22 protein-coding genes and 3 tRNA genes are annotated in these 22,570 nt (G+C 41.7%); 18 read left to right on the top strand and 7 right to left on the bottom strand.

What is annotated here, in order from left to right; all coding sequences use genetic code 11:
• Positions 1-2 precede the first annotated feature (2 nt).
• The 4 genes from leuD to AC6IZR_RS06205 all read left to right on the top strand — a co-directional run bounded on the left by leuD (position 3) and on the right by AC6IZR_RS06205 (position 2,409).
• The gene (leuD, locus tag AC6IZR_RS06220; RefSeq protein WP_118398047.1) at positions 3-593 is read left to right on the top strand and encodes a 3-isopropylmalate dehydratase small subunit; all 591 of its coding nucleotides are present in this window, start codon (positions 3-5) and stop codon (positions 591-593) included.
• Positions 594-691: 98 nt separating this feature from the next.
• Complete coding sequence (locus tag AC6IZR_RS06215) at positions 692-1,477, top strand: L-threonylcarbamoyladenylate synthase (protein ID WP_003003291.1); 786 nt, start codon at positions 692-694, stop codon at positions 1,475-1,477.
• A 99-nt stretch (positions 1,478-1,576) separates the two neighbouring features.
• Complete coding sequence (locus tag AC6IZR_RS06210) at positions 1,577-1,942, top strand: hypothetical protein (protein WP_497848262.1); 366 nt, start codon at positions 1,577-1,579, stop codon at positions 1,940-1,942.
• Between the two features lie 56 nt (positions 1,943-1,998).
• The gene (locus AC6IZR_RS06205) at positions 1,999-2,409 is read left to right on the top strand and encodes a hypothetical protein (protein ID WP_497848261.1); all 411 of its coding nucleotides are present in this window, start codon (positions 1,999-2,001) and stop codon (positions 2,407-2,409) included.
• A 58-nt stretch (positions 2,410-2,467) separates the two neighbouring features.
• Here the strand turns inward: AC6IZR_RS06205 and plsY are convergent, their stop codons facing one another.
• Positions 2,468-3,112, bottom strand: a complete 645-nt coding sequence (plsY, locus tag AC6IZR_RS06200; RefSeq protein ID WP_049473029.1) for a glycerol-3-phosphate 1-O-acyltransferase PlsY — start codon at positions 3,110-3,112, stop codon at positions 2,468-2,470.
• A 187-nt stretch (positions 3,113-3,299) separates the two neighbouring features.
• On the opposite strand from plsY, the gene parE reads away from it, so the two are divergent.
• The 10 genes from parE to AC6IZR_RS06150 all read left to right on the top strand — a co-directional run bounded on the left by parE (position 3,300) and on the right by AC6IZR_RS06150 (position 13,217).
• The gene (parE, locus tag AC6IZR_RS06195) at positions 3,300-5,249 is read left to right on the top strand and encodes a DNA topoisomerase IV subunit B (protein ID WP_497848260.1); all 1,950 of its coding nucleotides are present in this window, start codon (positions 3,300-3,302) and stop codon (positions 5,247-5,249) included.
• A gap of 19 nt (positions 5,250-5,268) precedes the next feature.
• On the top strand, positions 5,269-6,096 hold the full coding sequence (locus AC6IZR_RS06190; protein ID WP_497848259.1) for a hypothetical protein: 828 nt from the start codon (positions 5,269-5,271) through the stop codon (positions 6,094-6,096).
• A gap of 87 nt (positions 6,097-6,183) precedes the next feature.
• Entirely contained in the window at positions 6,184-7,002 is an 819-nt protein-coding gene (locus AC6IZR_RS06185) for an aminoglycoside 6-adenylyltransferase (protein ID WP_497848258.1), read from the top strand.
• A gap of 172 nt (positions 7,003-7,174) precedes the next feature.
• Positions 7,175-9,628 carry a DNA topoisomerase IV subunit A gene (gene parC / locus AC6IZR_RS06180; protein ID WP_497848257.1) on the top strand — a complete coding sequence of 818 codons (2,454 nt, stop codon included), beginning with the start codon at positions 7,175-7,177 and terminating at the stop codon, positions 9,626-9,628.
• A 175-nt stretch (positions 9,629-9,803) separates the two neighbouring features.
• The gene (locus AC6IZR_RS06175) at positions 9,804-10,826 is read left to right on the top strand and encodes a branched-chain amino acid aminotransferase (RefSeq protein WP_497848256.1); all 1,023 of its coding nucleotides are present in this window, start codon (positions 9,804-9,806) and stop codon (positions 10,824-10,826) included.
• A gap of 235 nt (positions 10,827-11,061) precedes the next feature.
• Positions 11,062-11,292 carry a DUF2969 domain-containing protein gene (locus AC6IZR_RS06170; RefSeq protein ID WP_003003589.1) on the top strand — a complete coding sequence of 77 codons (231 nt, stop codon included), beginning with the start codon at positions 11,062-11,064 and terminating at the stop codon, positions 11,290-11,292.
• A 52-nt stretch (positions 11,293-11,344) separates the two neighbouring features.
• A tRNA-Tyr gene (locus tag AC6IZR_RS06165) sits at positions 11,345-11,425 on the top strand.
• A 49-nt stretch (positions 11,426-11,474) separates the two neighbouring features.
• Positions 11,475-11,546, top strand: a tRNA-Gln gene (locus AC6IZR_RS06160).
• Positions 11,547-11,714: 168 nt separating this feature from the next.
• Positions 11,715-12,914 carry a 30S ribosomal protein S1 gene (gene rpsA, locus AC6IZR_RS06155; RefSeq protein ID WP_003011990.1) on the top strand — a complete coding sequence of 400 codons (1,200 nt, stop codon included), beginning with the start codon at positions 11,715-11,717 and terminating at the stop codon, positions 12,912-12,914.
• A 231-nt stretch (positions 12,915-13,145) separates the two neighbouring features.
• Positions 13,146-13,217 (top strand) — tRNA-Arg (locus AC6IZR_RS06150).
• A gap of 94 nt (positions 13,218-13,311) precedes the next feature.
• Here the strand turns inward: AC6IZR_RS06150 and AC6IZR_RS06145 are convergent.
• Positions 13,312-14,298, bottom strand: a complete 987-nt coding sequence (locus tag AC6IZR_RS06145; RefSeq protein WP_414352836.1) for an L-lactate dehydrogenase — start codon at positions 14,296-14,298, stop codon at positions 13,312-13,314.
• A gap of 198 nt (positions 14,299-14,496) precedes the next feature.
• Here AC6IZR_RS06145 and gyrA point away from each other — a divergent pair, with 198 nt between their 5' ends.
• From gyrA to radC, 4 genes are all read left to right on the top strand, one after another.
• Complete coding sequence (gyrA, locus tag AC6IZR_RS06140) at positions 14,497-16,953, top strand: DNA gyrase subunit A (RefSeq protein WP_497848255.1); 2,457 nt, start codon at positions 14,497-14,499, stop codon at positions 16,951-16,953.
• Between the two features lie 13 nt (positions 16,954-16,966).
• Positions 16,967-17,710, top strand: a complete 744-nt coding sequence (locus AC6IZR_RS06135) for a class A sortase (protein WP_014713268.1) — start codon at positions 16,967-16,969, stop codon at positions 17,708-17,710.
• 170 nt (positions 17,711-17,880) lie between these two features.
• On the top strand, positions 17,881-18,159 hold the full coding sequence (locus AC6IZR_RS06130; protein ID WP_049474901.1) for a hypothetical protein: 279 nt from the start codon (positions 17,881-17,883) through the stop codon (positions 18,157-18,159).
• A gap of 54 nt (positions 18,160-18,213) precedes the next feature.
• Positions 18,214-18,897 (top strand): RadC family protein, encoded by a 684-nt coding sequence (radC, locus tag AC6IZR_RS06125; RefSeq protein WP_497848254.1) that lies wholly within the window; start codon positions 18,214-18,216, stop codon positions 18,895-18,897.
• A gap of 202 nt (positions 18,898-19,099) precedes the next feature.
• Here radC and AC6IZR_RS06120 read toward each other — a convergent pair whose 3' ends face one another.
• The 5 genes from AC6IZR_RS06120 to AC6IZR_RS06100 form a co-directional block, all read right to left on the bottom strand.
• Positions 19,100-19,747: a redox-sensing transcriptional repressor Rex gene (locus tag AC6IZR_RS06120; protein ID WP_024055729.1), complete on the bottom strand. Its 648-nt coding sequence runs from the start codon at positions 19,745-19,747 to the stop codon at positions 19,100-19,102.
• A gap of 129 nt (positions 19,748-19,876) precedes the next feature.
• The gene (locus tag AC6IZR_RS06115) at positions 19,877-20,092 is read right to left on the bottom strand and encodes a DUF4649 family protein (protein ID WP_049490891.1); all 216 of its coding nucleotides are present in this window, start codon (positions 20,090-20,092) and stop codon (positions 19,877-19,879) included.
• Position 20,093: 1 nt separating this feature from the next.
• Positions 20,094-20,441 carry a DUF1831 domain-containing protein gene (locus tag AC6IZR_RS06110; RefSeq protein WP_009730974.1) on the bottom strand — a complete coding sequence of 116 codons (348 nt, stop codon included), beginning with the start codon at positions 20,439-20,441 and terminating at the stop codon, positions 20,094-20,096.
• A gap of 9 nt (positions 20,442-20,450) precedes the next feature.
• The gene (locus AC6IZR_RS06105) at positions 20,451-21,563 is read right to left on the bottom strand and encodes a cysteine desulfurase family protein (RefSeq protein WP_497848253.1); all 1,113 of its coding nucleotides are present in this window, start codon (positions 21,561-21,563) and stop codon (positions 20,451-20,453) included.
• Positions 21,564-21,572: 9 nt separating this feature from the next.
• A complete protein-coding gene (locus AC6IZR_RS06100) occupies positions 21,573-22,529 on the bottom strand; it encodes a ribose-phosphate diphosphokinase (RefSeq protein ID WP_003007186.1) in 957 nt (318 codons plus the stop codon).
• Positions 22,530-22,570: the final 41 nt, after the last annotated feature.

The raw sequence follows: 22,570 nt of genomic DNA, 5'->3' as shown, positions 1-22,570 counted from the left end.
GCATGGAGAAATTTACCATTTATACAGGAACAACAGTTCCTCTGATGAACGATAATATTGATACCGACCAAATCCTCCCCAAGCAATTCTTGAAGTTGATTGATAAGAAAGGTTTTGGGAAATACCTCATGTATGCTTGGCGCTATTTGGATGACCAATATACTGAGGATCCAGATTTTATCTTTAACAAGCCAGAATACCGCAAGGCGACCATTTTGATTACTGGTGACAATTTTGGGGCTGGTTCCTCTCGGGAACACGCAGCCTGGGCTTTAGCTGATTATGGCTTTAAAGTCGTTATCGCCGGATCCTTCGGAGATATCCATTACAATAATGAGCTCAATAATGGCATGCTGCCGATTGTCCAACCACTAGAGGTTCGTCAACAATTGGCAAGGTTGAAGCCGACAGATCCAGTGACAGTAGATTTGGAAGAGCAGAAGATTATCTCGCCTGTTGGAGAGTTTCGCTTTGAGATCGATCAAGATTGGAAACACAAATTGCTCAACGGCTTGGATGATATCGGGATTACGCTTCAGTACGAAGACTTGATTGCAGCTTATGAGAAGAACCGGCCAGCTTACTGGCAATGATAAAATTGTATACTTAATTACGAATTTTCTGAAAATATATTGAATTTGAGACTATTTTTTGATACAATACTTAAAAGAATAGAAAAGGAAAGAGACTTATGACAAAACACATTCAATGGGACGGACAACTTTCACAAGAAGGATTTGATATTCTTAAAGGAGAGGGCGGCTGTATCGTCTGCCCTACCAAAGTTGGCTACATCATCATGACCAGTGACAAGGCTGGCTTGGAACGTAAATTCGAAGCCAAAGAACGCAACCGCAACAAACCAGGTGTGGTTCTTTGCGGAAGCATGGATGAACTTCGTGCCCTTGCGCAATTGAATCCTGAAATCGAAGCCTTCTACCAAAAACATTGGGATGAAGATATCTTGCTTGGTTGTATCCTTCCTTGGCGTGAAGATGCCTATGCAAAATTGCAAGCTTTCGGAGATGGACGTGAAGAACTCATGACAGATGTTCGTGGAACTTCATGCTTTGTCATCAAATTTGGTAAAGCTGGTGAGCAAATCGCCAAAGAAATGTGGGAAAAAGAAGGTAAAATGGTTTACGCTTCTTCAGCCAACCCTTCCGGTAAAGGAAACCGCGGGAAGGTCGAAGGAATCGGTGAGCGCATCGAAGGTGCCGTGGACTTGGTTATCGAAGCCGATGATTATGTAGCTTCTATCCAACCTGACAAGACCATTGAAACTCGCTATGAACAAGGCGTGATGGTCTCTATGGTTGATGCCGAAGGAAAGCTCATCCCAGAACAAGGAGCAGGTAGCCGTTCTGTCAATACTTGTCCAGTCGTCATCCGTAAAGGATTGGATATCGATAAGATCATGATGCACTTATCTGATCATTTCAACTCTTGGAACTACCGCCAAGGGGAATACTATTAAGAAATAGAAAACAGCATTCCGTTTGGAATGCCTTTTTTGCGAAAGGATAAAAGATGGTATAATAGAGTCAAACAATGTTCCAATAAAAGGGGAAGTGGTATGGTCTCCAGAAAAGCATTTATCGATAAAGCCAATCAGGAAGGTTTTTCCTTCAACATCCAAATCCCATGGTGGACGTACAATAACTTCAAGTCATTAGTTTGGAGAAAAAGGCTCTCTGAGGAGCAACTCTATCAGATCTTTCTTTTACTTTGTAGAGAGGTAGAAGACCGGCAAATGAAAGTAGTAGCGGATAAGAGGAAGTATCAGACTGGATTTTATGTAGCCGCATGTAATGGTCGGGAGTTCCGCTTTGAGTTTGCTTTTAAGAAGAACCAACAACTAAGAGTTTATAATCTATTTGAGACTGTCAATGGTCGTAAGAAACTAACCTTGATGGATCTGCTTGATTACATAATGGATTGACTATGAATAGAAACAATCATTGTTTACGTTAGATTGACAAAAGAAAGAGTGGTTCTATGATTTCAAGAGATGCATTTTTAGAAAGAATCAATCAGGAGGGCTTCTCATTTAGCATTGAAATTCCTCGCAGAAGTTTTTCGGATTTTACATCATTAGTTCGGAGAAGAAGAATTTCAGAAGAAGACCTCTATCAGCTGTTTTATAACTATTGTCAGGAGCTAGAAAACTGTCTAAAAGAAGCGGGAGATAAGCGACGCTTGCTCTTCAATAAGTTTCCAGTTAGCCCCGTTCATGATAAATATAATACGAAATTTGATATAGTGGCACCCAACGGACGCGAATTCCGCTTTGAGTTTGTATTTAGCAATGACAATCGTTTAAAAGTTTATCATCTTATAGAAACGGTTAATGGTCGTAGGAAAAAAACACCTATGGAAATACTGATGGACCTAGTCGATGCTTTATAATGAGGATCTGTTCAAAAGTATAAGGGGGATCCAACCCAAAAAAACTAGAGCGCATGCTCTAGTTTTTTGGTTGTTGATGGGTGATGTTCTTTCCCCAAGGGATGAGATTTTCTTTTTTCTCTTTGATCCGTTGGATATTGTCCTTGTGTCGAAGAATGATCAAGGTCGCTAAGGCCAAAACAATGACTGTAAAAAGCGGATCATAGCTGTGCAAGATCCATCCAGTCAAAGGGAGAAGGAGGACCGAAAGAATGGCGAGTAGCGCAACGGTAACACTCGAAAATGAGATCATACTGGTTAAATACAGGCTAGCTACAAAATAAACAGCTAAAATGAGTAGCAGGATAGGCGAGAAACCAAGTAAGACACCAGCACTCGTCGCCACTGCTTTTCCACCCTTAAATCCAGCAAAAATTGGGAAAGTGTGCCCCAAAACAGCTAAGAGACCAAAGACCATCGGCGAGATCCCCTGAATTCCAAAGAAAGTCGGAAGGAGAACGGCCAAAGTTCCTTTCAAGAAATCAATCGCAAAGACGATGATCCCAGCTTTCTTCCCTAAAATCCGAAAGGTATTGGTCGTTCCAGTATTGCCCGAGCCATGTTCCCGTAAATTAATATGGAAAAAGATTTTCCCAATCCATAATCCCGAAGGAATGGAGCCTAACAGATAGGCTAAAATTAAAACACTTATTTCTTTTATCATACTCTCATTATATCAAAAAGCCATCGATAGAAAAAGCAATTTTTGGAGTTCAAGTGTGACATCTGAAGAAAGTGTCCAGCCAACATTTTGTACTGGAATGTGAAAATCTCCATATAGAGAGAAAAAATTTTGCAAAATTTCCTAAAAAACTGTAATATAGAAAAGATGAACAAACAGGAGGTTCCTTGTGGCAAAAAAGGAAATCAATATTAATAATTATAATGACGATGCCATTCAGGTACTAGAAGGGTTGGATGCGGTCCGTAAACGTCCAGGGATGTATATCGGATCGACCGACGGAAATGGCTTGCATCACATGGTCTGGGAGATCGTGGACAATGCGGTCGATGAAGCCTTGTCTGGCTTTGGATCACAAATCGATGTCACGATTAATAAAGATGGTTCTCTATCGGTAGAAGACCAGGGACGTGGAATGCCGACCGGGATGCATGCAATGGGTAAACCAACCGTTGAGGTGATCTTTACGGTCCTCCACGCCGGAGGGAAGTTTGGTCAAGGAGGCTATAAGACATCTGGAGGTCTTCACGGAGTGGGATCTTCTGTCGTCAATGCCCTTTCTAGCTGGCTAGAGGTAGAAATTACGCGTGATGGAGCTGTCTACAAGCAACGTTTTGAAGATGGGGGAAAACCAGTTACGACTCTTGAAAAGATCGGCTCTGCTCCCAAGTCTAAGACAGGGACCAAGGTCACCTTCATGCCAGATCCAACCATCTTTTCAACGACGGATTTCAAATTTAATACCATTGCTGAGCGAATCAAAGAATCAGCCTTCTTGTTGAAGGACGTGACGCTGACGCTGACCGATCTCCGTAAGGAAGAAGACAACCATGTGGCCTTTCACTATGAAAATGGTGTCCAAGATTTCGTAGAGTACTTGAACGAAGACAAGGAAACGTTGACACCTGTTCTCTACTTTAGTGGCGAATCAGATGGTTTTCAGGTAGAAGTGGCCATGCAATACAATGATGGCTACTCAGATAATATCTTGTCCTTCGTTAATAATGTCCGCACTAAAGATGGGGGAACCCACGAGACAGGTCTGAAGACAGCCATTACCAAGGCTATGAACGACTATGCAAGAAAGACAGGGCTCCTCAAAGAAAAAGACAAGAATCTGGAAGGATCAGACTACCGTGAAGGTTTGTCTGCTGTTCTCTCGATCCTGGTTCCAGAAGCTCATTTGCAGTTTGAAGGACAAACCAAAGACAAATTAGGAAGTCCCTTGGCTCGTCCAGTCGTCGATAGCATTGTTTCTGATAAATTGACCTTCTTCCTCATGGAAAATGGGGAGTTGGCCTCTAATCTCATTCGTAAGGCTATTAAAGCCCGGGATGCGCGTGAAGCCGCTCGAAAAGCGCGGGATGAAAGCCGAAATGGTAAAAAGAGCAAAAAAGACAAAGGACTTTTGTCTGGTAAATTGACACCAGCCCAGTCTAAAAATCCTAAGAAAAACGAACTCTATCTAGTCGAAGGAGACTCAGCCGGCGGTTCTGCCAAACAAGGACGGGACCGGAAGTTCCAGGCGATTCTCCCCCTTCGTGGGAAGGTTCTTAATACTGAGAAGGCCAATATGAGTGATATCCTCAAGAACGAGGAAATCAACACCATGATCTACGCCATCGGTGCTGGAGTTGGGGCAGATTTTTCTGTGGAAGACGCCAACTACGATAAGATCATCATCATGACCGACGCGGATACGGATGGTGCCCACATTCAAACCCTCCTCTTAACCTTCTTCTATCGCTATATGCGCCCTTTGGTAGAAGCAGGTCATGTCTACATTGCACTTCCTCCTCTTTATAAGATGTCGAAAGGCAAAGGCAAGAAAGAAGAAGTAGCCTATGCTTGGACAGATAGCGAATTAGAAGAGTTGCGTCGGACCTTTGGCCGTGGAGCGACCCTTCAACGGTACAAAGGGTTGGGTGAGATGAATGCGGACCAACTTTGGGAAACCACCATGAACCCAGAAACCCGCACCTTGATCCGTGTTACCATTGATGACTTGGCGCGTGCAGAACGTCGTGTCTCCGTCCTCATGGGCGATAAGGCAGCACCACGTCGTAAGTGGATTGAAGACAATGTCAAGTTTACGTTGGAAGAAGCGACAGTGTTTTAAGGATAGTATAGGAAATATTATGGCGAGACAGAATTATTTTGATATTTTGAACCGTATGGAATTTGATCCACAGAGAGAGTTAAAAAATTTGATGGATTTACTGGAAATGGAGAGAAATTTCAAGAGTATCTATTATGAAACAAGTTTAAATAGTGCGATTTCTGATAATTTCTTAGATTATCCTAATCGTTCAACCTTTACCAATTATTCACAAATGATAAAATTTGTTGGATCGAGTATCCATAATACAACTGAACAACTATTTGTTTTCTCTGAGTTCTTAGTTGATATTTTTTGTAATCTTGCAGAAAAATTTACAAAGAAAGAGAGTGAGTTTATTCAAATTATATTTGATAATATTAAAAGGTTTATAGAATTATCAAATCATGAATTGATTACATTGGATAATGGTAACAAAATCATTGTTGAAAAGAATGTATATGCCTCAGAAGCTTCTCAGATTGTATCTGAAACTAGTATTGAGGAGGCGATAAAGGTCTTAGAATATAATCATTTTTCAAATAAGGGAAATATTCAGCGTAAGAAAGAAATACTTATTGCTTTAGCGAACTACCTTGAACCGGTTAGGAGAGAACTAAATAATTCTGAAGAATTAAAAGATATTTTGAAGGTCAACAATCAAAAGGTTATCGCGTTTGAAAAACTTTTTGAAATGTATAATAATTTTGGTTTAAGACACAATAATTCAAATCAATATCATCTTGATTTGACTGATGATGAACTGGAACAATGGTACGATGACATCTATACTTCGACTTTATTTGTTATTTTAAGCATGGATGAATCTAGAATTTTGTCGAAATTAAAAACTTTGAGAGAAGAATAGCTAAATCTTTTATAATTAATTAACTATTTTAACTTGAGAAATAGTATGCTAATATACAGGAATATCAAATGAGAAACAGGTATTAACATGAGAACTGACCCCGAAATGTTGAATCTAATTTTACACACAGCAAAAACTCTCCAAGTAGAGGCTGTCGCCATGTCCGGTTCACAGACAAATCCAAAAGCACCAAAAGATGAGTTTCAGGATTACGACGTGGTTTATGTTGTGGATGACTTAGATACTCTAACAAGCAATCTTGCTTGGCTAGACCAGTTTGGAATGCGTCTGATTGAACAGCACAATGTTCTTGGACACCGACGACTTTACCTCATGTTCTTTGAAGATAGGAATCGTATTGATTTAACCCTCTGCCCCAAAGAGTACATTCAAGAGTGGGTGGACAGCGAAGCAAATTTTGAAGTTATAAAGGACGACAAAGGCTTGTTTGAAGCCTATCAGCCTAATCTAAAGCGCTACTGGACCGCTCCTCCTACTGAAGAGGAATTTGCAGCCGCCTGCAATGAATTTTGGTGGGTATCGGCATATATCGTAAAGGCCATTCGAAGAAATCAGCTTATCTATGCGACCGACCACCTCTATGGCATTTGTCAGCAAGAATTGCTTAAGGTCTTAGCTTGGCAGGTGACAAGCGATAGGGGAATAGTTGATATCGGAAAGAACTACAAGTACCTCTTCCAGTATCTACCAGCCGGGCAGGAGAAGGAGTTCTCAGCTTTGCTTGATTTATCTAGTTTCGATAAAATCATTCAGTCTTTATTTGCTACCATGGGGCTATTCAATCGAGAAGCTCAAATTCTGGCTCAAAAGATGGGGTTTACTTACGATATGGAAGTTGCAGAGAAAATGATTTCTTATGCTAAAGAGAAGTTTTCTAATCATTAATGAATCTATTTTAAACTAAAAAAAGGATCATTTGGTTAATTGGTGTGACTGAATTCCTTTTTCTAAAAAATCTACTCAACATTCTTTGAAAGGAGTTGAACACGCCCTAAGTGCTGTGTGAAATAGATAAATTTTCTATTTTCCTTTGCATCTTTCGGGTGTTGTACCCTATATGAGTAATATTCAAAATATGTCTTTAGAGGACATCATGGGAGAGCGCTTTGGTCGCTACTCCAAATACATTATTCAAGAGCGGGCCCTGCCTGATATTCGGGATGGTTTGAAACCTGTTCAACGGCGGATTCTTTATTCTATGAATAAGGATGGCAATACCCATGACAAGGGCTACCGCAAGTCTGCCAAGTCTGTCGGTAATATCATGGGGAATTTCCACCCTCACGGGGACAGTTCCATCTATGATGCCATGGTCCGCATGTCTCAGGACTGGAAGAACCGTGAGATCCTTGTGGAAATGCACGGAAACAATGGTTCCATGGACGGTGATCCACCAGCGGCCATGCGTTATACCGAGGCGCGTTTGTCTGAAATTGCAGGCTATCTTTTGCAAGATATCGAAAAGAACACAGTGCCATTTGCCTGGAACTTTGACGATACGGAAAAAGAGCCAACTGTTTTGCCTGCCGCTTTTCCAAATCTCTTAGTCAATGGGGCAACAGGGATTTCAGCTGGTTATGCGACAGATATTCCGCCACACAACCTTGCTGAAGTCATCGATGCTGTGGTCTACATGATCGACCATCCATCTGCCAAGGTAGACAAGCTCATGGAGTTTCTACCTGGACCAGATTTCCCAACGGGTGCCATTATTCAAGGGCGAGACGAGATCAAGAAAGCCTATGAAACCGGTAAGGGCCGGGTGGTTGTCCGCTCTAAAACTGAGATCGAGCAGCTAAAAGGCGGTAAGCAACAAATCGTTGTCACCGAGATTCCTTATGAGATCAACAAGGCTGTTTTGGTCAAGAAGATCGACGACGTCCGTGTTAACAACAAGGTGGCTGGTATCGCAGAAGTTCGGGATGAGTCTGACCGAGATGGTCTTCGCATTGCGATTGAGTTGAAGAAAGATGCCAATGCAGATTTGATTTTGAACTACTTGTTCAAGTATACTGACTTGCAGGTCAACTACAACTTCAATATGGTGGCAATTGACAACTACACACCACGTCAGGTGGGGATTGTGCCAATCCTGTCTAGCTACATTGCTCACCGTCGGGATATCATTGTCGCTCGCTCGCGCTTTGATAAGGAAAAGGCAGAACGCCGCCTCCACATCGTAGAGGGCTTGATCCGCGTCATTTCTATCCTTGATGAAGTCATTGCCTTGATCCGAGCTTCTGATAATAAGGCAGATGCTAAGGAAAACCTCAAGGTCAGCTACGATTTCACGGAAGAACAAGCAGAAGCTATTGTTACCTTGCAATTGTACCGCTTGACCAATACAGATATCGTCACCTTGGAAGAAGAGCATGCCAGTCTCAAGGAGCAAATAGCGACCTTGGCAGCCATCATTGGGGACGAACGGACTATGTTTAACCTCATGAAGAAGGAGTTGCGTGAAGTCAAGAAGCTCTTTGGTAATCCGCGTCGCAGTGAATTGCAAGACACTGCTAAAACGATCGAGATTGATACAGCCAGTCTCATTGTTGAAGAGGAAACCTTCGTTAGTGTGACCCGTGCTGGTTACATTAAACGGACCTCTCCTCGTTCCTTCAATGCTTCGACAGTGGAAGAAGTCGGTAAGCGGGACGACGATGAGTTGATTTTCGTAGAGCCTGCTAAGACCACTCAGCACCTCTTACTCTTTACCAACTTGGGGAATGCCATTTATCGACCAATTCACGAATTGACAGATACCAAGTGGAAGGATATCGGAGAGCACCTCAGTCAGACCTTGACCAATTTCGAGCAAGAGGAAGAAATTCTCTTTGCGGAGATTGTGGATCAGTTTGAGGGAGTAACCTACTTTGCGGCAACTCAACAAGGACAAATCAAGCGCTTTGAACGTAAGGAATTAAGCCCATGGCGGACTTATCGTTCTAAATCGACTAAGTATGCTAAGCTAAAAGATCAAGACGACCGTATCGTAGCAGTAGCGCCAGTTGTCCTTGAAGACATCATGATTATTACCAAAAATGGGTATGGGTTGCGCTTCAATGTTGAAGAGGTCCCTGTCGTAGGAGCCAAAGCAGCAGGTGTCAAAGCCATTAACCTCAAAGACGGAGATCAAGTCGCTGCCGCCTTTAAGTCGACGACTCCAAGCATGTACATTCTGACTCAACGAGGTAGTCTCAAACGGATGTTACAAGACGATATTCCTGTGACCAGTCGGGCTAAACGGGGACTACAGGTCTTGCGTGAGTTGAAAAATAAACCACACCGCGTCTTCAAGGCAGGTCCAGTCTTCACTGACCAGGGAGATTTTGATCTCTTTACGAGCCAAGATGAAGTGGCAGAACAAGATCAAATTCTTCAGATCACTTCTACAACAGGGCAGGTGACAGAAATTGATTTGACGCAATTAAGCATTTCTGAAAGAACAAGCAATGGATCCTTTGTCAACGATACCATTTCGAATCAAGTAGTTTTTTCAGCTACCATCAAATAAAAGAAAGCGTCGGTCCATTCTAGGACGTACTTTCTTTGAAAATAAATTTTCTGAAAATTGAAAATTTCGCTTGAAATTCTCATGAAATGGTGTACAATAGTGTACATAGATTGAGAAACTGAATCGACCTGCATCAGATCGACTAGGAATAGAAAGAATTAAAAGGAGCATTATCATGACAGTATCACTTGATTGGGAAAACCTTGGCTTTTCATATATGAAATTACCTTATCGCTATTTGGCATATTATCGCAATGGAGCTTGGGAAAAAGGGGAATTGACAGAAGATGCGACTTTGCATTTGTCCGAATCTTCTCCAAGTTTGCATTACGGTCAGCAAGCCTTTGAAGGGTTGAAAGCCTACCGTACAAAAGATGGAAGCGTCCAATTGTTCCGTCCAGATCAAAACGCTAAACGTTTGCAACGCACGGCTGATCGGTTGCTGATGCCTCAAGTTCCAACAGATATGTTTGTGGATGCTTGTAAGGCAGTCGTAAAAGCCAATGAAGAGTATGTTCCACCATATGGTACAGGAGCTACCCTTTACCTTCGTCCTCTTTTGATCGGTGTTGGAGATATTATTGGCGTAAAACCAGCAGATGAGTATATCTTTACTATCTTTGCCATGCCTGTCGGTAACTACTTTAAAGGTGGTTTGGTTCCAACGAACTTCTTGATTCAAGATGAGTATGACCGTGCTGCACCACATGGTACAGGGGCTGCTAAAGTTGGTGGGAACTACGCAGCTAGTATGTTGCCAGGTAAGATTGCCCATGATCGTAACTTCTCTGACGTGATTTATCTCGATCCAGCGACTCACACCAAGATTGAAGAAGTTGGTTCTGCAAACTTTTTTGGTATCACTGCTAATAACGAATTTGTGACCCCATTGAGTCCTTCTATCTTGCCATCGATCACCAAGTATTCTTTACTTTACTTGGCAGAACACCGTCTTGGTATGACACCAATTGAAGGGGATGTCTTTATCAATGACTTGGATCGCTTTGTAGAAGCAGGAGCTTGTGGTACCGCAGCTGTCATCTCTCCAATCGGAGGTGTTCAACACGGGGATGACTTCCATGTCTTCTATTCTGAAACAGAAGTAGGTCCTATCACACGGAAGCTTTATGACGAGTTGACCGGTATCCAATTTGGTGATGTCGAAGCGCCAGAAGGATGGATTGTCAAAGTCGATTAAACCGAAAGAGTCTGAGACAAAAGTGTCCAGGCTTCAATGAGAAACAGCCTTAACGAAGGACGCAGTAGCTAATGTTACTCTTCATTCGCTTTTAGGAATAGAAGGGTGACGAATGACTCTTGCGGGGGTGGGATAAAGAAGGAATTTCTAACTAAATTCTTTCTGACCCACTCCCTTTTCTCTTGCGTCATCAAGAGAATTTTTGTAAAATAGAAAAAGTGAAAAGAGGGTTGAAATGAGTAAAAAAGATAAGAAAATTGAGATTCAAATCGTTGATAGTAAAGTAACCGTCGGAAAAGACACTTTTGATGGTTTCACTTTGTCCATTGGCAAGAAAACGATTGGTGAAATTGCAGACATGGCTGGTCAATTTGCCATTATCAAAAATGGAAATGTGGATTCTCTTTACAAAAAACTTGAAAAAGCCGTTGAAATTTTAATAGAAAATTATAATTTGAATAAATAAGGGCTTGCAATCATAGTAAATCAATGGTATAATAGATCCTGTTGATTTATATGGAGAGATAGCGAAGAGGCTAAACGCGGCGGACTGTAAATCCGCTCCTTCGGGTTCGGGGGTTCGAATCCCTCTCTCTCCATTAGTGTTCATTGTGACGATGATAAAGTGACTAATGTCAGCGCTCTTTTTGGGGTATAGCCAAGCGGTAAGGCAAGGGACTTTGACTCCCTCATGCGTTGGTTCGAATCCAGCTACCCCAGTTCTTAGGTAATATCAGATAAGTGATAAAATATCTATCCAGGTATTTTATTTCTTTATAGGATGAGTCGTTAAAGATTGTAGTTGATCTCATTGCGAGTGCTTGCTTAGGAAAAATAATTATAAGTATGTCAAGTTTTAGAAAACTTGATTGTTGGAGGATTTTTTAGATGAATGAATTTGAAGATTTGCTAAACAGTGTTAGCCAAGTTGAACCAGGTGACGTTGTTACTGCTGAAGTATTGACAGTTGACGCGAACCAAGCTAACGTTGCAATCTCTGGAACTGGTGTCGAAGGTGTCTTGACTCTTCGCGAATTAACAAACGATCGTGATGCTGACATCAACGACTTGGTAAAACCAGGTGAAACACTTGAATTGCTTGTTCTTCGTCAAGTAGTTGGTAAAGATACTGATACAGTAACTTACCTTGTATCTAAAAAACGTTTGGAAGCTCGCAAAGCATGGGACAAATTGGTTGGACGTGAAGAAGAAGTTGTTACTGTTAAAGGAACTCGCGCTGTTAAGGGCGGACTTTCAGTAGAATTTGAAGGACTTCGTGGATTTATTCCAGCTTCAATGCTTGATACTCGTTTTGTACGTAACACTGAACGTTTCGTAGGTCAAGAATTTGATGCTAAAATCAAAGAAGTAGATCCAAAAGAAAACCGCTTTATCCTTTCACGTCGTGAAGTTGTTGAAGCTGAATCAGCTGCAGCACGCGCAGAAGTATTTGGTAAATTGAACGTTGGTGATGTCGTAACTGGTAAAGTTGCACGTATCACAAGCTTCGGTGCTTTCATCGACCTTGGTGGTGTTGATGGATTGGTTCACTTGACAGAATTGTCACACGAACGCAACGTATCACCTAAATCAGTTGTAACTGTTGGTGAAGAAATCCAAGTGAAAGTTCTTGACTTGAACGAAGAAGAAGGTCGTGTATCACTTTCATTGAAAGCTACAACACCTGGACCTTGGGATGGCGTTGAACAAAAATTGGCTGCTGGTGATGTTATCGAAGGAACTGTTAAACGTTTGACTGACTTCGGTGCATTCGTTGAAGTATTGCCAGGTATCGACGGACTTGTACACATCTCACAAATTTCACACAAACGTGTTGAAAATCCAAAAGATGTTCTTAAAGTTGGACAAGAAGTAACTGTTAAAGTTCTTGAAGTAAATGCTGCAGATGAACGTGTATCACTTTCTATCAAAGCTCTTGAAGAACGTCCAGCTCAAGAAGAAGGCGAAAAACAAGAAAAACGTCAATCTCGTCCACGTCGTCCAAAACAAGAAAAACGCGACTTTGATCTTCCAGAAACTCAAACTGGATTCTCAATGGCTGACTTGTTTGGCGATATCGAATTGTAATATTTAAAAGAGGCTGGGACAAAAGTCCTAGCCTCTCAATTATTTTTGGATTGTCGAGCAAGACGCAGTGGTTGAGTGGGCTCTACTACGCTGATTTCATCAGCTTTTACAGCCCTACTCAACTGTGCGGAGGTGGGACGACGAAATCAAATTCTAACGAATTACCGATTTCTGTCCCACTCTCTTTTTTACTTGTAAAATTTTTGAAAATTTGATATACTATAATAGTTGCCACCCTTAGTGTAATGGATATCACGTAAGATTCCGGTTCTTGAGATGGGGGTTCGATTCCCTCAGGGTGGAAAGAAGAAAAGGTTGAGAAGTCTCTCAGCCTTTTTTATTTTATGTTCATAGCTCAAAAAAAGACTCTCAAATTTGAGAGTCTTTTCTAATTGAATTAGTTGATAGATGCTTCTTGGAATTCAGGTTTTTTCCATGCTTCATCAATGATTGCTTGCAATTCATCAGCAGAAGCTTTCATTTTTTGTTGTTCCGCATCGTTCAATGGGATGTTCACTGGACGAACAATACCGTGTGCACCTACGATGGCAGGTTGACCGATAAAGACGTTGCTAACACCATATTGACCTTCTTGGAATACAGAAAGTGGAAGTACTGCATTTTCATCATCAAGGATTGCTTTAGTGATACGAGCAAGGGCAACAGCGATACCGTAGTATGTAGCACCTTTTTTGTTGATGATAGTGTAAGCAGCGTCACGAACACCTTCGAACAATTCGATCAATTCAGTTTCTTGAACGTTTTGAGTGTCCTTAAGGAATTCTTCAAGGTTTACACCAGCGATGTTAGCGTGTGACCATACAGCGAATTCTGAGTCACCGTGTTCACCCATGATGTAGGCGTGTACTGAACGAGCGTCCACATCCAATTTTTCAGCCAAAGCTTGACGGAAACGAGCTGAGTCAAGAGAAGTACCAGAACCGATAACACGTTCTTTAGGGAATCCAGAGAATTTCCATGTAGAGTATGTCAATACGTCAACTGGGTTAGCAGCTACAAGGAAGATACCGTTAAATCCAGATTTCACAACTTCTGTAACGATTGATTTGTTGATCGCAAGGTTTTTACCAACAAGGTCAAGGCGAGTTTCACCTGGTTTTTGAGGAGCACCTGCAGTAATTACAACAAGGTCAGCGTCTGCACAGTCAGCGTACTCAGCCGCATAGATCTTCTTAGGTGAAGTGAAGGCAAGGGCGTGGCTAAGGTCAAGCGCATCTCCAACAGCTTTTTCGTGCAATTGAGGAATTTCGATAATTCCAAGCTCTTGTGCAATTCCTTGGTTGACAAGTGCAAATGCATAAGATGAACCTACGGCACCGTCACCGACAAGGATAACTTTTTTGTGTTGTTTAGTCAAATTCATGAGTCTAAACGTCTCCTTCATATTTTTTTGAGATAGATTCTCATACGTCTTCATTCTACCACTTTTGAAAGTCTTTGTCATCTGATACAGTATGAATCCTTGATGTAAACGTTTTTACGTTTGTGTTCCTAAGAAGAAAAATAGGCTAAAATGTGTTATAATAGTATGGTGAATTAAGTAAAGAGAGGCATTTTTTGAATGCAGGATAAGAATCTAATTGATGTGAATTTAACATCAGAAATGAAGACGAGTTTTATCGATTATGCCATGAGTGTTATCGTTGCTCGTGCCCTCCCTGATGTTCGTGATGGTTTGAAACCTGTTCACCGTCGTATTTTGTACGGAATGAATGAATTAGGTGTTACACCAGATAAACCACATAAGAAATCAGCCCGTATCACAGGGGATGTTATGGGTAAATACCACCCACACGGGGATTCCTCTATTTATGAAGCCATGGTTCGGATGGCGCAATGGTGGAGTTATCGCTACATGTTAGTAGACGGTCATGGAAACTTTGGTTCTATGGACGGTGATGGTGCCGCTGCACAACGGTATACAGAAGCCCGTATGAGTAAGATCGCTCTTGAAATGTTGCGGGATATCAATAAAAATACAGTTGATTTCGTTGATAACTATGATGCCAGTGAGCGCGAACCTTTGGTCTTACCTGCACGTTTCCCTAACCTTCTCGTCAATGGTGCTACAGGGATTGCCGTTGGGATGGCTACCAATATTCCTCCACACAATCTGGGAGAAACCATTGATGCAGTGAAGCTGATGATGGATAATCCTGAGGTAACGACCCGTGAACTCATGGAAGTTCTTCCTGGTCCAGATTTTCCGACAGGTGCTTTGGTCATGGGGAAATCAGGTATCCACAAAGCCTATGAAACAGGAAAAGGCTCAATTGTTCTTCGTTCTCGTACAGAAATTGAAGTGACCAAGAGTGGCCGTGAACGGATTGTTGTTACTGAGTTCCCTTATATGGTCAATAAAACCAAGGTTCACGAGCACATCGTTCGCTTGGTGCAAGAAAAACGGATCGAAGGGATTACAGCTGTACGTGATGAATCAAACCGTGAAGGGGTTCGTTTTGTGATTGAGGTCCGCCGAGATGCTTCGGCTAACGTTATTTTGAACAACCTCTTTAAGATGACACAAATGCAAACCAATTTTGGTTTCAATATGTTGGCGATCCAAAATGGTGTTCCAAAGATTCTTTCTCTTCGACAAATTTTAGGGGCTTATATTGAGCACCAGAAAGAAGTGGTGACTCGACGGACCATCTTTGATAAAGAAAAAGCGGAAGCACGTGCCCATATCTTAGAAGGTTTGCTCATTGCCTTGGATCACATCGATGAAGTGATCCGGATTATCCGCAATAGCCGGACAGACGCTGAAGCACAAGCTGAATTGATGGCTAAATTCAAGCTTTCTGAACGTCAAAGTCAAGCCATTTTGGACATGCGTCTTCGTCGTTTGACCGGTTTGGAACGAGACAAGATCCAAAGTGAATACGATGATTTGGTTGCCTTGATTGCTGATTTGGCTGACATTTTGGCGAAACCAGAACGTGTGGCCACCATCATCAAGGAAGAACTGGAAGAAGTCAAACGCAAGTTTGGCGATGCTCGTCGAACTGAGTTAATGGTCGGAGAAGTCCTTTCTCTTGAAGATGAGGACTTGATTGAAGAAACAGATGTCTTGATCACCCTTTCTAACAAAGGCTACATCAAACGTCTGGACCAAGCGGAATTTACGGCTCAAAAACGTGGTGGACGTGGGGTTCAAGGAACTGGTGTCAAAGATGATGACTTTGTCCGTGAACTGGTCTCTACGAGCACCCATGATCATTTGCTTTTCTTTACCAATAAGGGACGTGTCTATCGTTTGAAAGGTTATGAGATTCCAGAATATGGCCGGACAGCCAAAGGGTTGCCAATCGTCAACCTCTTAAAATTGGACGAAGGTGAATCGATTCAAACCATTATCAATGTGGAGCAAGACCGCAGTGACGAAGCCTATCTCTTCTTTACGACGCGACAAGGTTTGGTCAAGCGGACCAATGTGGCTGAATTTTCAAATATCCGTCAGAACGGTCTCAAAGCTCTGAATCTGCGCGATGAGGATGAATTGATCAATGTCTTCCTTACAGATGGCAATGCTGACGTCATTATCGGTACCAAGTATGGTTATTCTGTCCGCTTTAACGAGGCTGTGGTCCGCAATATGGGACGTTCTGCCACTGGTGTACGTGGTGTGAATCTCCGTGAAGGAGACAAGGTTGTTGGGGCTAGCGTCGTTACGGATCAAGATGAAGTATTGATCATCACTGAAAAAGGGTATGGTAAGCGGACAATGGCTAGCGAATACCCAACCAAAGGCCGTGGCGGTAAAGGAATCAAGACAGCCAATATTACAGAGAAAAATGGTCCCTTAGCTGGTCTTTTAACCGTTAAAGGGGATGAAGATCTGATGATCATTACCGATACAGGAGTCATGATCCGCACAAGTGTTGGGAATATCTCTCAAACGGGTCGTTCAACGCAAGGTGTCAAAGTCATGAGACTGGATCAGGATGCGAAAATTATGACCTTTACAACAGTCCAACCCGATGAAAAAGATGAAGAAGTAGTGGAAGAAAACGAATAGATAAGGGGACAGCATGTCACGCAAAAGAAAAAAGAAAAAGAGTTTACGCAATACTCTTATCAACATCGTTGCAACACTTTTGATTATTCTCTCGCTTCTCTTGATTTTCAATGCTCCGATCCGAAACATGATTATGGTTTGGCATACCAACCAATATCAGGTTAGCAAGGTCGATAAAAAAACCATTGACAAGAATAAAGAAGTGAAGACGAGCTTTGATTTCCAACATGTCCAGTCACTCTCGACGGAAGCCGTCATCAATGCCCAATGGCAAGCTCAAAAGCTACCAGTAATTGGGGGGATTTCGATTCCTGAATTAAACATGAACCTTCCGATCTTTAAGGGGCTTGAAAATGTAGCCCTCTACTACGGAGCAGGGACCATGAAGGAAAACCAAGTCATGGGGCAAGGCAATTATTCTCTTGCTAGTCACCATGTATTTGGCCTAACTGGAGCAAATGCCATGTTATTCTCACCATTAGAGAAAGCCAAGGCGGGAATGAAGATCTACATCACGGACAAAGAAAAAATCTATACTTATGTCATCTCGTCAGTTGAGACAGTGACTCCAGATCGTGTAGATGTCATTCAAGATCGTGAAGGCGTTAATGAGATCACTTTAGTGACCTGTGAGGATGCTGCAGCGACTTACCGTACGATTGTAAAAGGAAATTTGGAAACCTCTGTTGACTATGACAAGGCTCCAAAAGACATCCTGGATTCATTCAGCAAGTCTTATAATCAAATGCAACTTTAAGAAAATAAAGCCCGAGACAGAAATGTCTGGGCCTTTTCTATGTAGGAGGCTGGGAGAAATTCTTGTAAAATTGTAAGAGATTGGTAATATAATGTAAGGAACTTGTCATAATATTAAGGGAAAATCAGTATATAATAAGAGGAGAAAGAGTATGATAAGGAGGTAGAATAGTGACGAAAGAGCGAATTTATCATCTCTTGCATCATTTCTACAATCTCTTAGTAAATGATTTTCCACGAAATGGTTTAATTACGAAAGGAATCTACGAAGTAGAGCAGGTCTACCAAGCTTTAGAGGCCATTCCTCAGAGCCAGGAGTACTTGATCCGCTGTGAAATTCAACAGTTTTTAAAGGAGCTTGAACAAGTTCAAACAGGTTATCAGATCCGCTTTAATAAAGATGAAGTCTTAGTGTTAGATGATTTGAAGGAAGAAATCGCCTGTAAATAATGAAAGGTTGTCGTTTTCTCCATTTATTACGAATTAATAAGTGAGGAGGAAATTATGTACGACATATCATTTATTGAACCATCTTTGCTTCCTAGAGAACGTTTGGTTTCTGAAGGGGTAGATAAGCTGAGTCATCAAGAATTGTTATCCATTCTCTTACGGACAGGCAATAAGCAAAAAAGCGTTTATGAGATTGCACAAGGTCTTCTGAGTTCGGTTAATAGTTTAAAGGAGTTAAGTCAATTAACCCTAGAGGAACTACAGGAAATCTCTGGCATTGGCCGGGTGAAGGCCATCGAACTTCAGGCTGTGATTGAGTTTGGACGAAGGATTCATAAAGACGAATTGATGACTTCCGAACAGATTATGAGCAGCCAGAAATTGGCCCATAAAATTCAACAGGAAATCGGCCATAAGAAACAGGAGCACCTGGTTGCTCTCTATTTAAATACGCAGAATGAAATTATTCATCAGCAGACCATTTTTATTGGAACCGTGAATCGAAGTATTGCGGAGCCACGTGAAATCCTGCATTATGCACTAAAGCACATGGCAACCTCTATCATCTTGGCTCACAATCATCCATCTGGTGCCGTATTTCCCAGTAAAAACGATGATGAAGTAACTCATCGAGTCTTAGAGGCCTGTGAAGTGATGGGTTTAACCTTATTGGATCACTTGATTGTATCTGAAGAAAACTATTATAGTTACCGTGAAGAAACCGATTATTTGGTATAAAAAAGAGAGTGGGACAGAAATCGGTAATTCGTTAGAATTCGATTTCGTCGTCCCACCTCCGCACAGTTGAGTAGGGCTGTAAAAGCTGATGAAATCAGCGTAGTAGAGCCCACTCAACCACTGCGTCTTGCTCGACAATCCAAAAATAATTGAGAGGCTAGGACTTTTGTCCCAGCCTTTTTTCTTTTTAATGTATAAGTCTTTATTCTTCGTTTTTTCGCATGAAATAAAGGAGTGTTTGCAATTCACTGGTGAGATCGACATATTGGACGACGACATCTTTAGGGACTGTCAGATGCACTGGTGAGAAGCTGAGAATTCCCTTGACACCAGCATCTACCAAAAGGCTAGCCACTTCTTGAGCCTTGACGCTTGGAACAGTTAGGATGGCTGTTTGAATGCCTTCTTGTTTGAGCTTTTCTTTAATGGAGGAAATACCGTAAATGGGAATTCCGTCCTTACTTTTGGTATTGATCAGTTCATGATCGTCTAGATCAAACGCCATGACAATTTTCATCTTATTGCGTTCATGGAAGCGATAGTTGAGGAGTGCACTTCCCATATTTCCGATCCCCACAATAGCGACATTGGTAATGGCATTGTCATTTAAGAGATCCGCAAAGAAGTTCATCAGTTTTTTTACGTCATAACCAAATCCACGTCTTCCTAATTCACCAAAATAAGAGAAATCTCGGCGAACAGTAGCAGAGTCAATCCCAATTGCATCAGCAATTTGCTTGGAATTGGCGCGTTCTATTTTTTCAGAGTTAAAGCGTTTAAAAATGCGGTAGTAGAGCGATAAGCGTTTTGCTGTTGCGCGTGGAATTGGAGTATTTTTATCATGTTTCACAATATCACAACCTTTCCCTCTTATTGTATAGGAAGATTGTGAAAAAATCAACTATCTAGAGCGGTTTTTCAAAAATATTTTTGTCTAAAGAAAAAGCTGATGGCAATGGAGAGTTCCATCAGCATCAGCTTAGTTTTCAGCTTGTTCTACCTTTTTCAAAAAAGCATAGAGTCCATCGACTCGTCCTGTATAGGGGAGCTTTTCCCCCTTGTATTCAATGGATACGATTGAGTAAGAGTCAGGCAGGGTTACACAGCCTGAAAAAGCTAGGATACAGGCTGCAAGGTCAGGATAAGTAGTCGTTCGTTCTACTTGGTAGGCGTCGATATAAGTTAAGGTTACCATATTAGGCCTCTGTTTTGTTGAAAATTTCTCTTTCGACAAGACTATCCATTAGGAAATAGAATTTTTGTTGGATAATGTCATTTTCTGGATTTTTAAAGATATTAACCAGGCGAAGCCCAGACTTGTCTGTAATATTGATCTTAAAACCTGTCAAATCTTTATTAAAAATGATTTTAAGTAGGAAGCCTTCGCCGCTATTTGGAACGGCTTCGAGCAAACGATTTAACTCGTAATTTCCAACCTTTGTAACAGCAAATGTATTGTCACGTAAGGTATATTTTTTAACATTTGGGTGTAGACTATAGGTATATTTACAGTCTTTCAATGAAACACTTGTTTCAAAAGCCATATTGTTCTCCTATGATAAAATTTCTTTAAGTTTTGAGAGGAAGTCTTGAACTTCCTCTACGGTATTGAGTTCTGAAAAACTAATTCGAAGGGATTCTTTTAGGCGTGAGCTATCTTTTCCATAGAGTGCCTCAAGGACATGGCTGGGTTGAACTGTACCAGCGGTACAAGCAGAACCTGTAGAGACAGAAATGCCAGCAAGATCGAGTCGCATCAATAATAAATCATTTTGGACACCCGGAAAGCCAAGATTCCAAACAAATGGAAGATGACCGTCATTCGCATTAACGTAGTAGTCGTAGGCTGCTAAACCATTGACTAGTTCTTGGCCGAGTTTTTGAACCTGGTGGAAATTTTCTTCTTGATGAAGTGTAGCTTGCTGAAGCGCGGTTGCCATCCCGACAATAGAAATAAGATTTTCCGTGCTGGCTCTCATCTTACTTTCCTGATCCCCACCATGGATGAGATTATCAAAATCTGGGGTAGCCGCATAAAGGAAGCCAACGCCCTTTGGTCCATGGAATTTGTGGGCAGAAGCACTGAGAAAATCAATTCCCAACTTTTCGGGATAGACAGGGACCTTTCCGATTGCTTGGACAGCATCAACGTGAAAGACAGCTGGATGATCTTTTAAGAGTTCTCCGATTTCTTTAATCGGTAGAAGATCGCCTGTCTCGTTATTGGCAAACATGGTAGAGACAAGAATGGTATCCGGTCTAAGTGCCGCCTTGATATCACTAGCCTGAATGCGTCCATCTCTTGGTTGGACGATCGTCACTTCAAATCCGAAACGTTCTACAAGGTATTCGATGGGTTCTAGAACTGCATGGTGTTCCAAAGCGGTCGTAATGATGTGTTTGCCATCTGCTTGGTGTTTCAAGCAGTAGCCTTTTATAACGGTATTATTACTTTCTGATCCACCTGAGGTGAAGAAAATACGATTTGGAAGAGTATGGAGGGACTGAGCAATTTGCTCGCGAGATTCTCGGAGGAGTTTACTAGCCATCCGTCCATGAGCATGAAGGCTCGATGGATTTCCAAAAGTGGTCTTCATGGTTTCAGACATTTTATCAATGACTTCAGGTAGAAGGGGAGTTGTTGCGGCATTATCAAAATATATCACATTAAGACCTTATTTCTTGTGGTAGGCAAATAGAGGACTAACAGGTTTTCTTTCTTGAATGCGAACAATAGCTTCAGCGATCAGTTCGCTAGCTGTCAGATAGTTAATATTTTTGGGAGTTGGTCCATTTGGAGCAACAGAATCGGTTACCAAGATTTCTTTGATCGGAGCTTGGTCTAATAACTCGACAGCACCTTTTACAAATAAACCATGGCTTGATACAGCATAAATTTCAGTAGCACCTTCGCGTTCGACAATTTTTGCAGCTTCTGAGAATGTCTTACCAGTATTGAGGATATCGTCAATCAAGATCGCTTTCTTATCTTTGACATCCCCGATAATATAGCCATAATCACGGTTCGCATCATCTTGCTCGTAATCAATGATCGCAATCGGTGCATCAAGATATTCTGCTAAACTACGAGCGCGTTTGACACCTGAGTTTTTAGGGCTGACGACTACGACATCAGGACCAGTTAGACCTTTATTAATGTAGTGTTCTGCAAAGAGTGGAATGGTAAAGAGGTTATCCACGGCAATATCGAAGAAACCTTGAACTTGCACTGCGTGGAGATCCAGTGTGACGACACGATCCACCCCAGCTTTGACCAACATGTTTGCGACAAGCTTAGCAGTGATTGGTTCACGAGGAGCAGCAGTCCGGTCTTGGCGGGCATAACCGAAGTAAGGCATGACCACATTGACAGTATTTGCGCTGGCCCGTTGGCAAGCATCCACCATAATTAATAGTTCCATCAAGTGATTGTTGACAGGGAAACTGGTTGATTGAATGATATAAATATCATATCCACGAACACTTTCCTCAATATTGACTTGGATTTCACCATCTGAGAATTGACGGGATGAAATTTTCCCAAGTGGAACCCCAGCATGATCCGCGATTTTTTGCGCAATCTCTGGATTTGAATTGAGAGAGAAGAGCTTCATATTTTTTTTATCTGACATGTGATTCCAACCTCATTTAGATTTTTGATCTTAGCACTATT

This window comes from Streptococcus mobilis (assembly GCF_059727625.1).
Note: the sequence above shows the minus strand (reverse complement) of the source record. Positions and strands in the feature narration are given on the sequence as shown.

Bases quoted from the DNA above. Each gene is read 5' to 3' on its own strand.
- leuD (WP_118398047.1), top strand. From the start codon at position 3: ATGGAGAAATTTACCATTTATACAGGAACAACAGTTCCTCTGATGAAC.
- AC6IZR_RS06215 (WP_003003291.1), top strand. From the start codon at position 692: ATGACAAAACACATTCAATGGGACGGACAACTTTCACAAGAAGGATTT.
- AC6IZR_RS06210 (WP_497848262.1), top strand. From the start codon at position 1,577: ATGGTCTCCAGAAAAGCATTTATCGATAAAGCCAATCAGGAAGGTTTT.
- AC6IZR_RS06205 (WP_497848261.1), top strand. From the start codon at position 1,999: ATGATTTCAAGAGATGCATTTTTAGAAAGAATCAATCAGGAGGGCTTC.
- plsY (WP_049473029.1), bottom strand. From the start codon at position 3,112: ATGATAAAAGAAATAAGTGTTTTAATTTTAGCCTATCTGTTAGGCTCC.
- AC6IZR_RS06190 (WP_497848259.1), top strand. From the start codon at position 5,269: ATGGCGAGACAGAATTATTTTGATATTTTGAACCGTATGGAATTTGAT.
- AC6IZR_RS06185 (WP_497848258.1), top strand. From the start codon at position 6,184: ATGAGAACTGACCCCGAAATGTTGAATCTAATTTTACACACAGCAAAA.
- parC (WP_497848257.1), top strand. From the start codon at position 7,175: ATGAGTAATATTCAAAATATGTCTTTAGAGGACATCATGGGAGAGCGC.
- AC6IZR_RS06175 (WP_497848256.1), top strand. From the start codon at position 9,804: ATGACAGTATCACTTGATTGGGAAAACCTTGGCTTTTCATATATGAAA.
- AC6IZR_RS06170 (WP_003003589.1), top strand. From the start codon at position 11,062: ATGAGTAAAAAAGATAAGAAAATTGAGATTCAAATCGTTGATAGTAAA.
- rpsA (WP_003011990.1), top strand. From the start codon at position 11,715: ATGAATGAATTTGAAGATTTGCTAAACAGTGTTAGCCAAGTTGAACCA.
- AC6IZR_RS06145 (WP_414352836.1), bottom strand. From the start codon at position 14,298: ATGAATTTGACTAAACAACACAAAAAAGTTATCCTTGTCGGTGACGGT.
- gyrA (WP_497848255.1), top strand. From the start codon at position 14,497: ATGCAGGATAAGAATCTAATTGATGTGAATTTAACATCAGAAATGAAG.
- AC6IZR_RS06135 (WP_014713268.1), top strand. From the start codon at position 16,967: ATGTCACGCAAAAGAAAAAAGAAAAAGAGTTTACGCAATACTCTTATC.
- radC (WP_497848254.1), top strand. From the start codon at position 18,214: ATGTACGACATATCATTTATTGAACCATCTTTGCTTCCTAGAGAACGT.
- AC6IZR_RS06115 (WP_049490891.1), bottom strand. From the start codon at position 20,092: ATGGTAACCTTAACTTATATCGACGCCTACCAAGTAGAACGAACGACT.
- AC6IZR_RS06110 (WP_009730974.1), bottom strand. From the start codon at position 20,441: ATGGCTTTTGAAACAAGTGTTTCATTGAAAGACTGTAAATATACCTAT.
- AC6IZR_RS06100 (WP_003007186.1), bottom strand. From the start codon at position 22,529: ATGTCAGATAAAAAAAATATGAAGCTCTTCTCTCTCAATTCAAATCCA.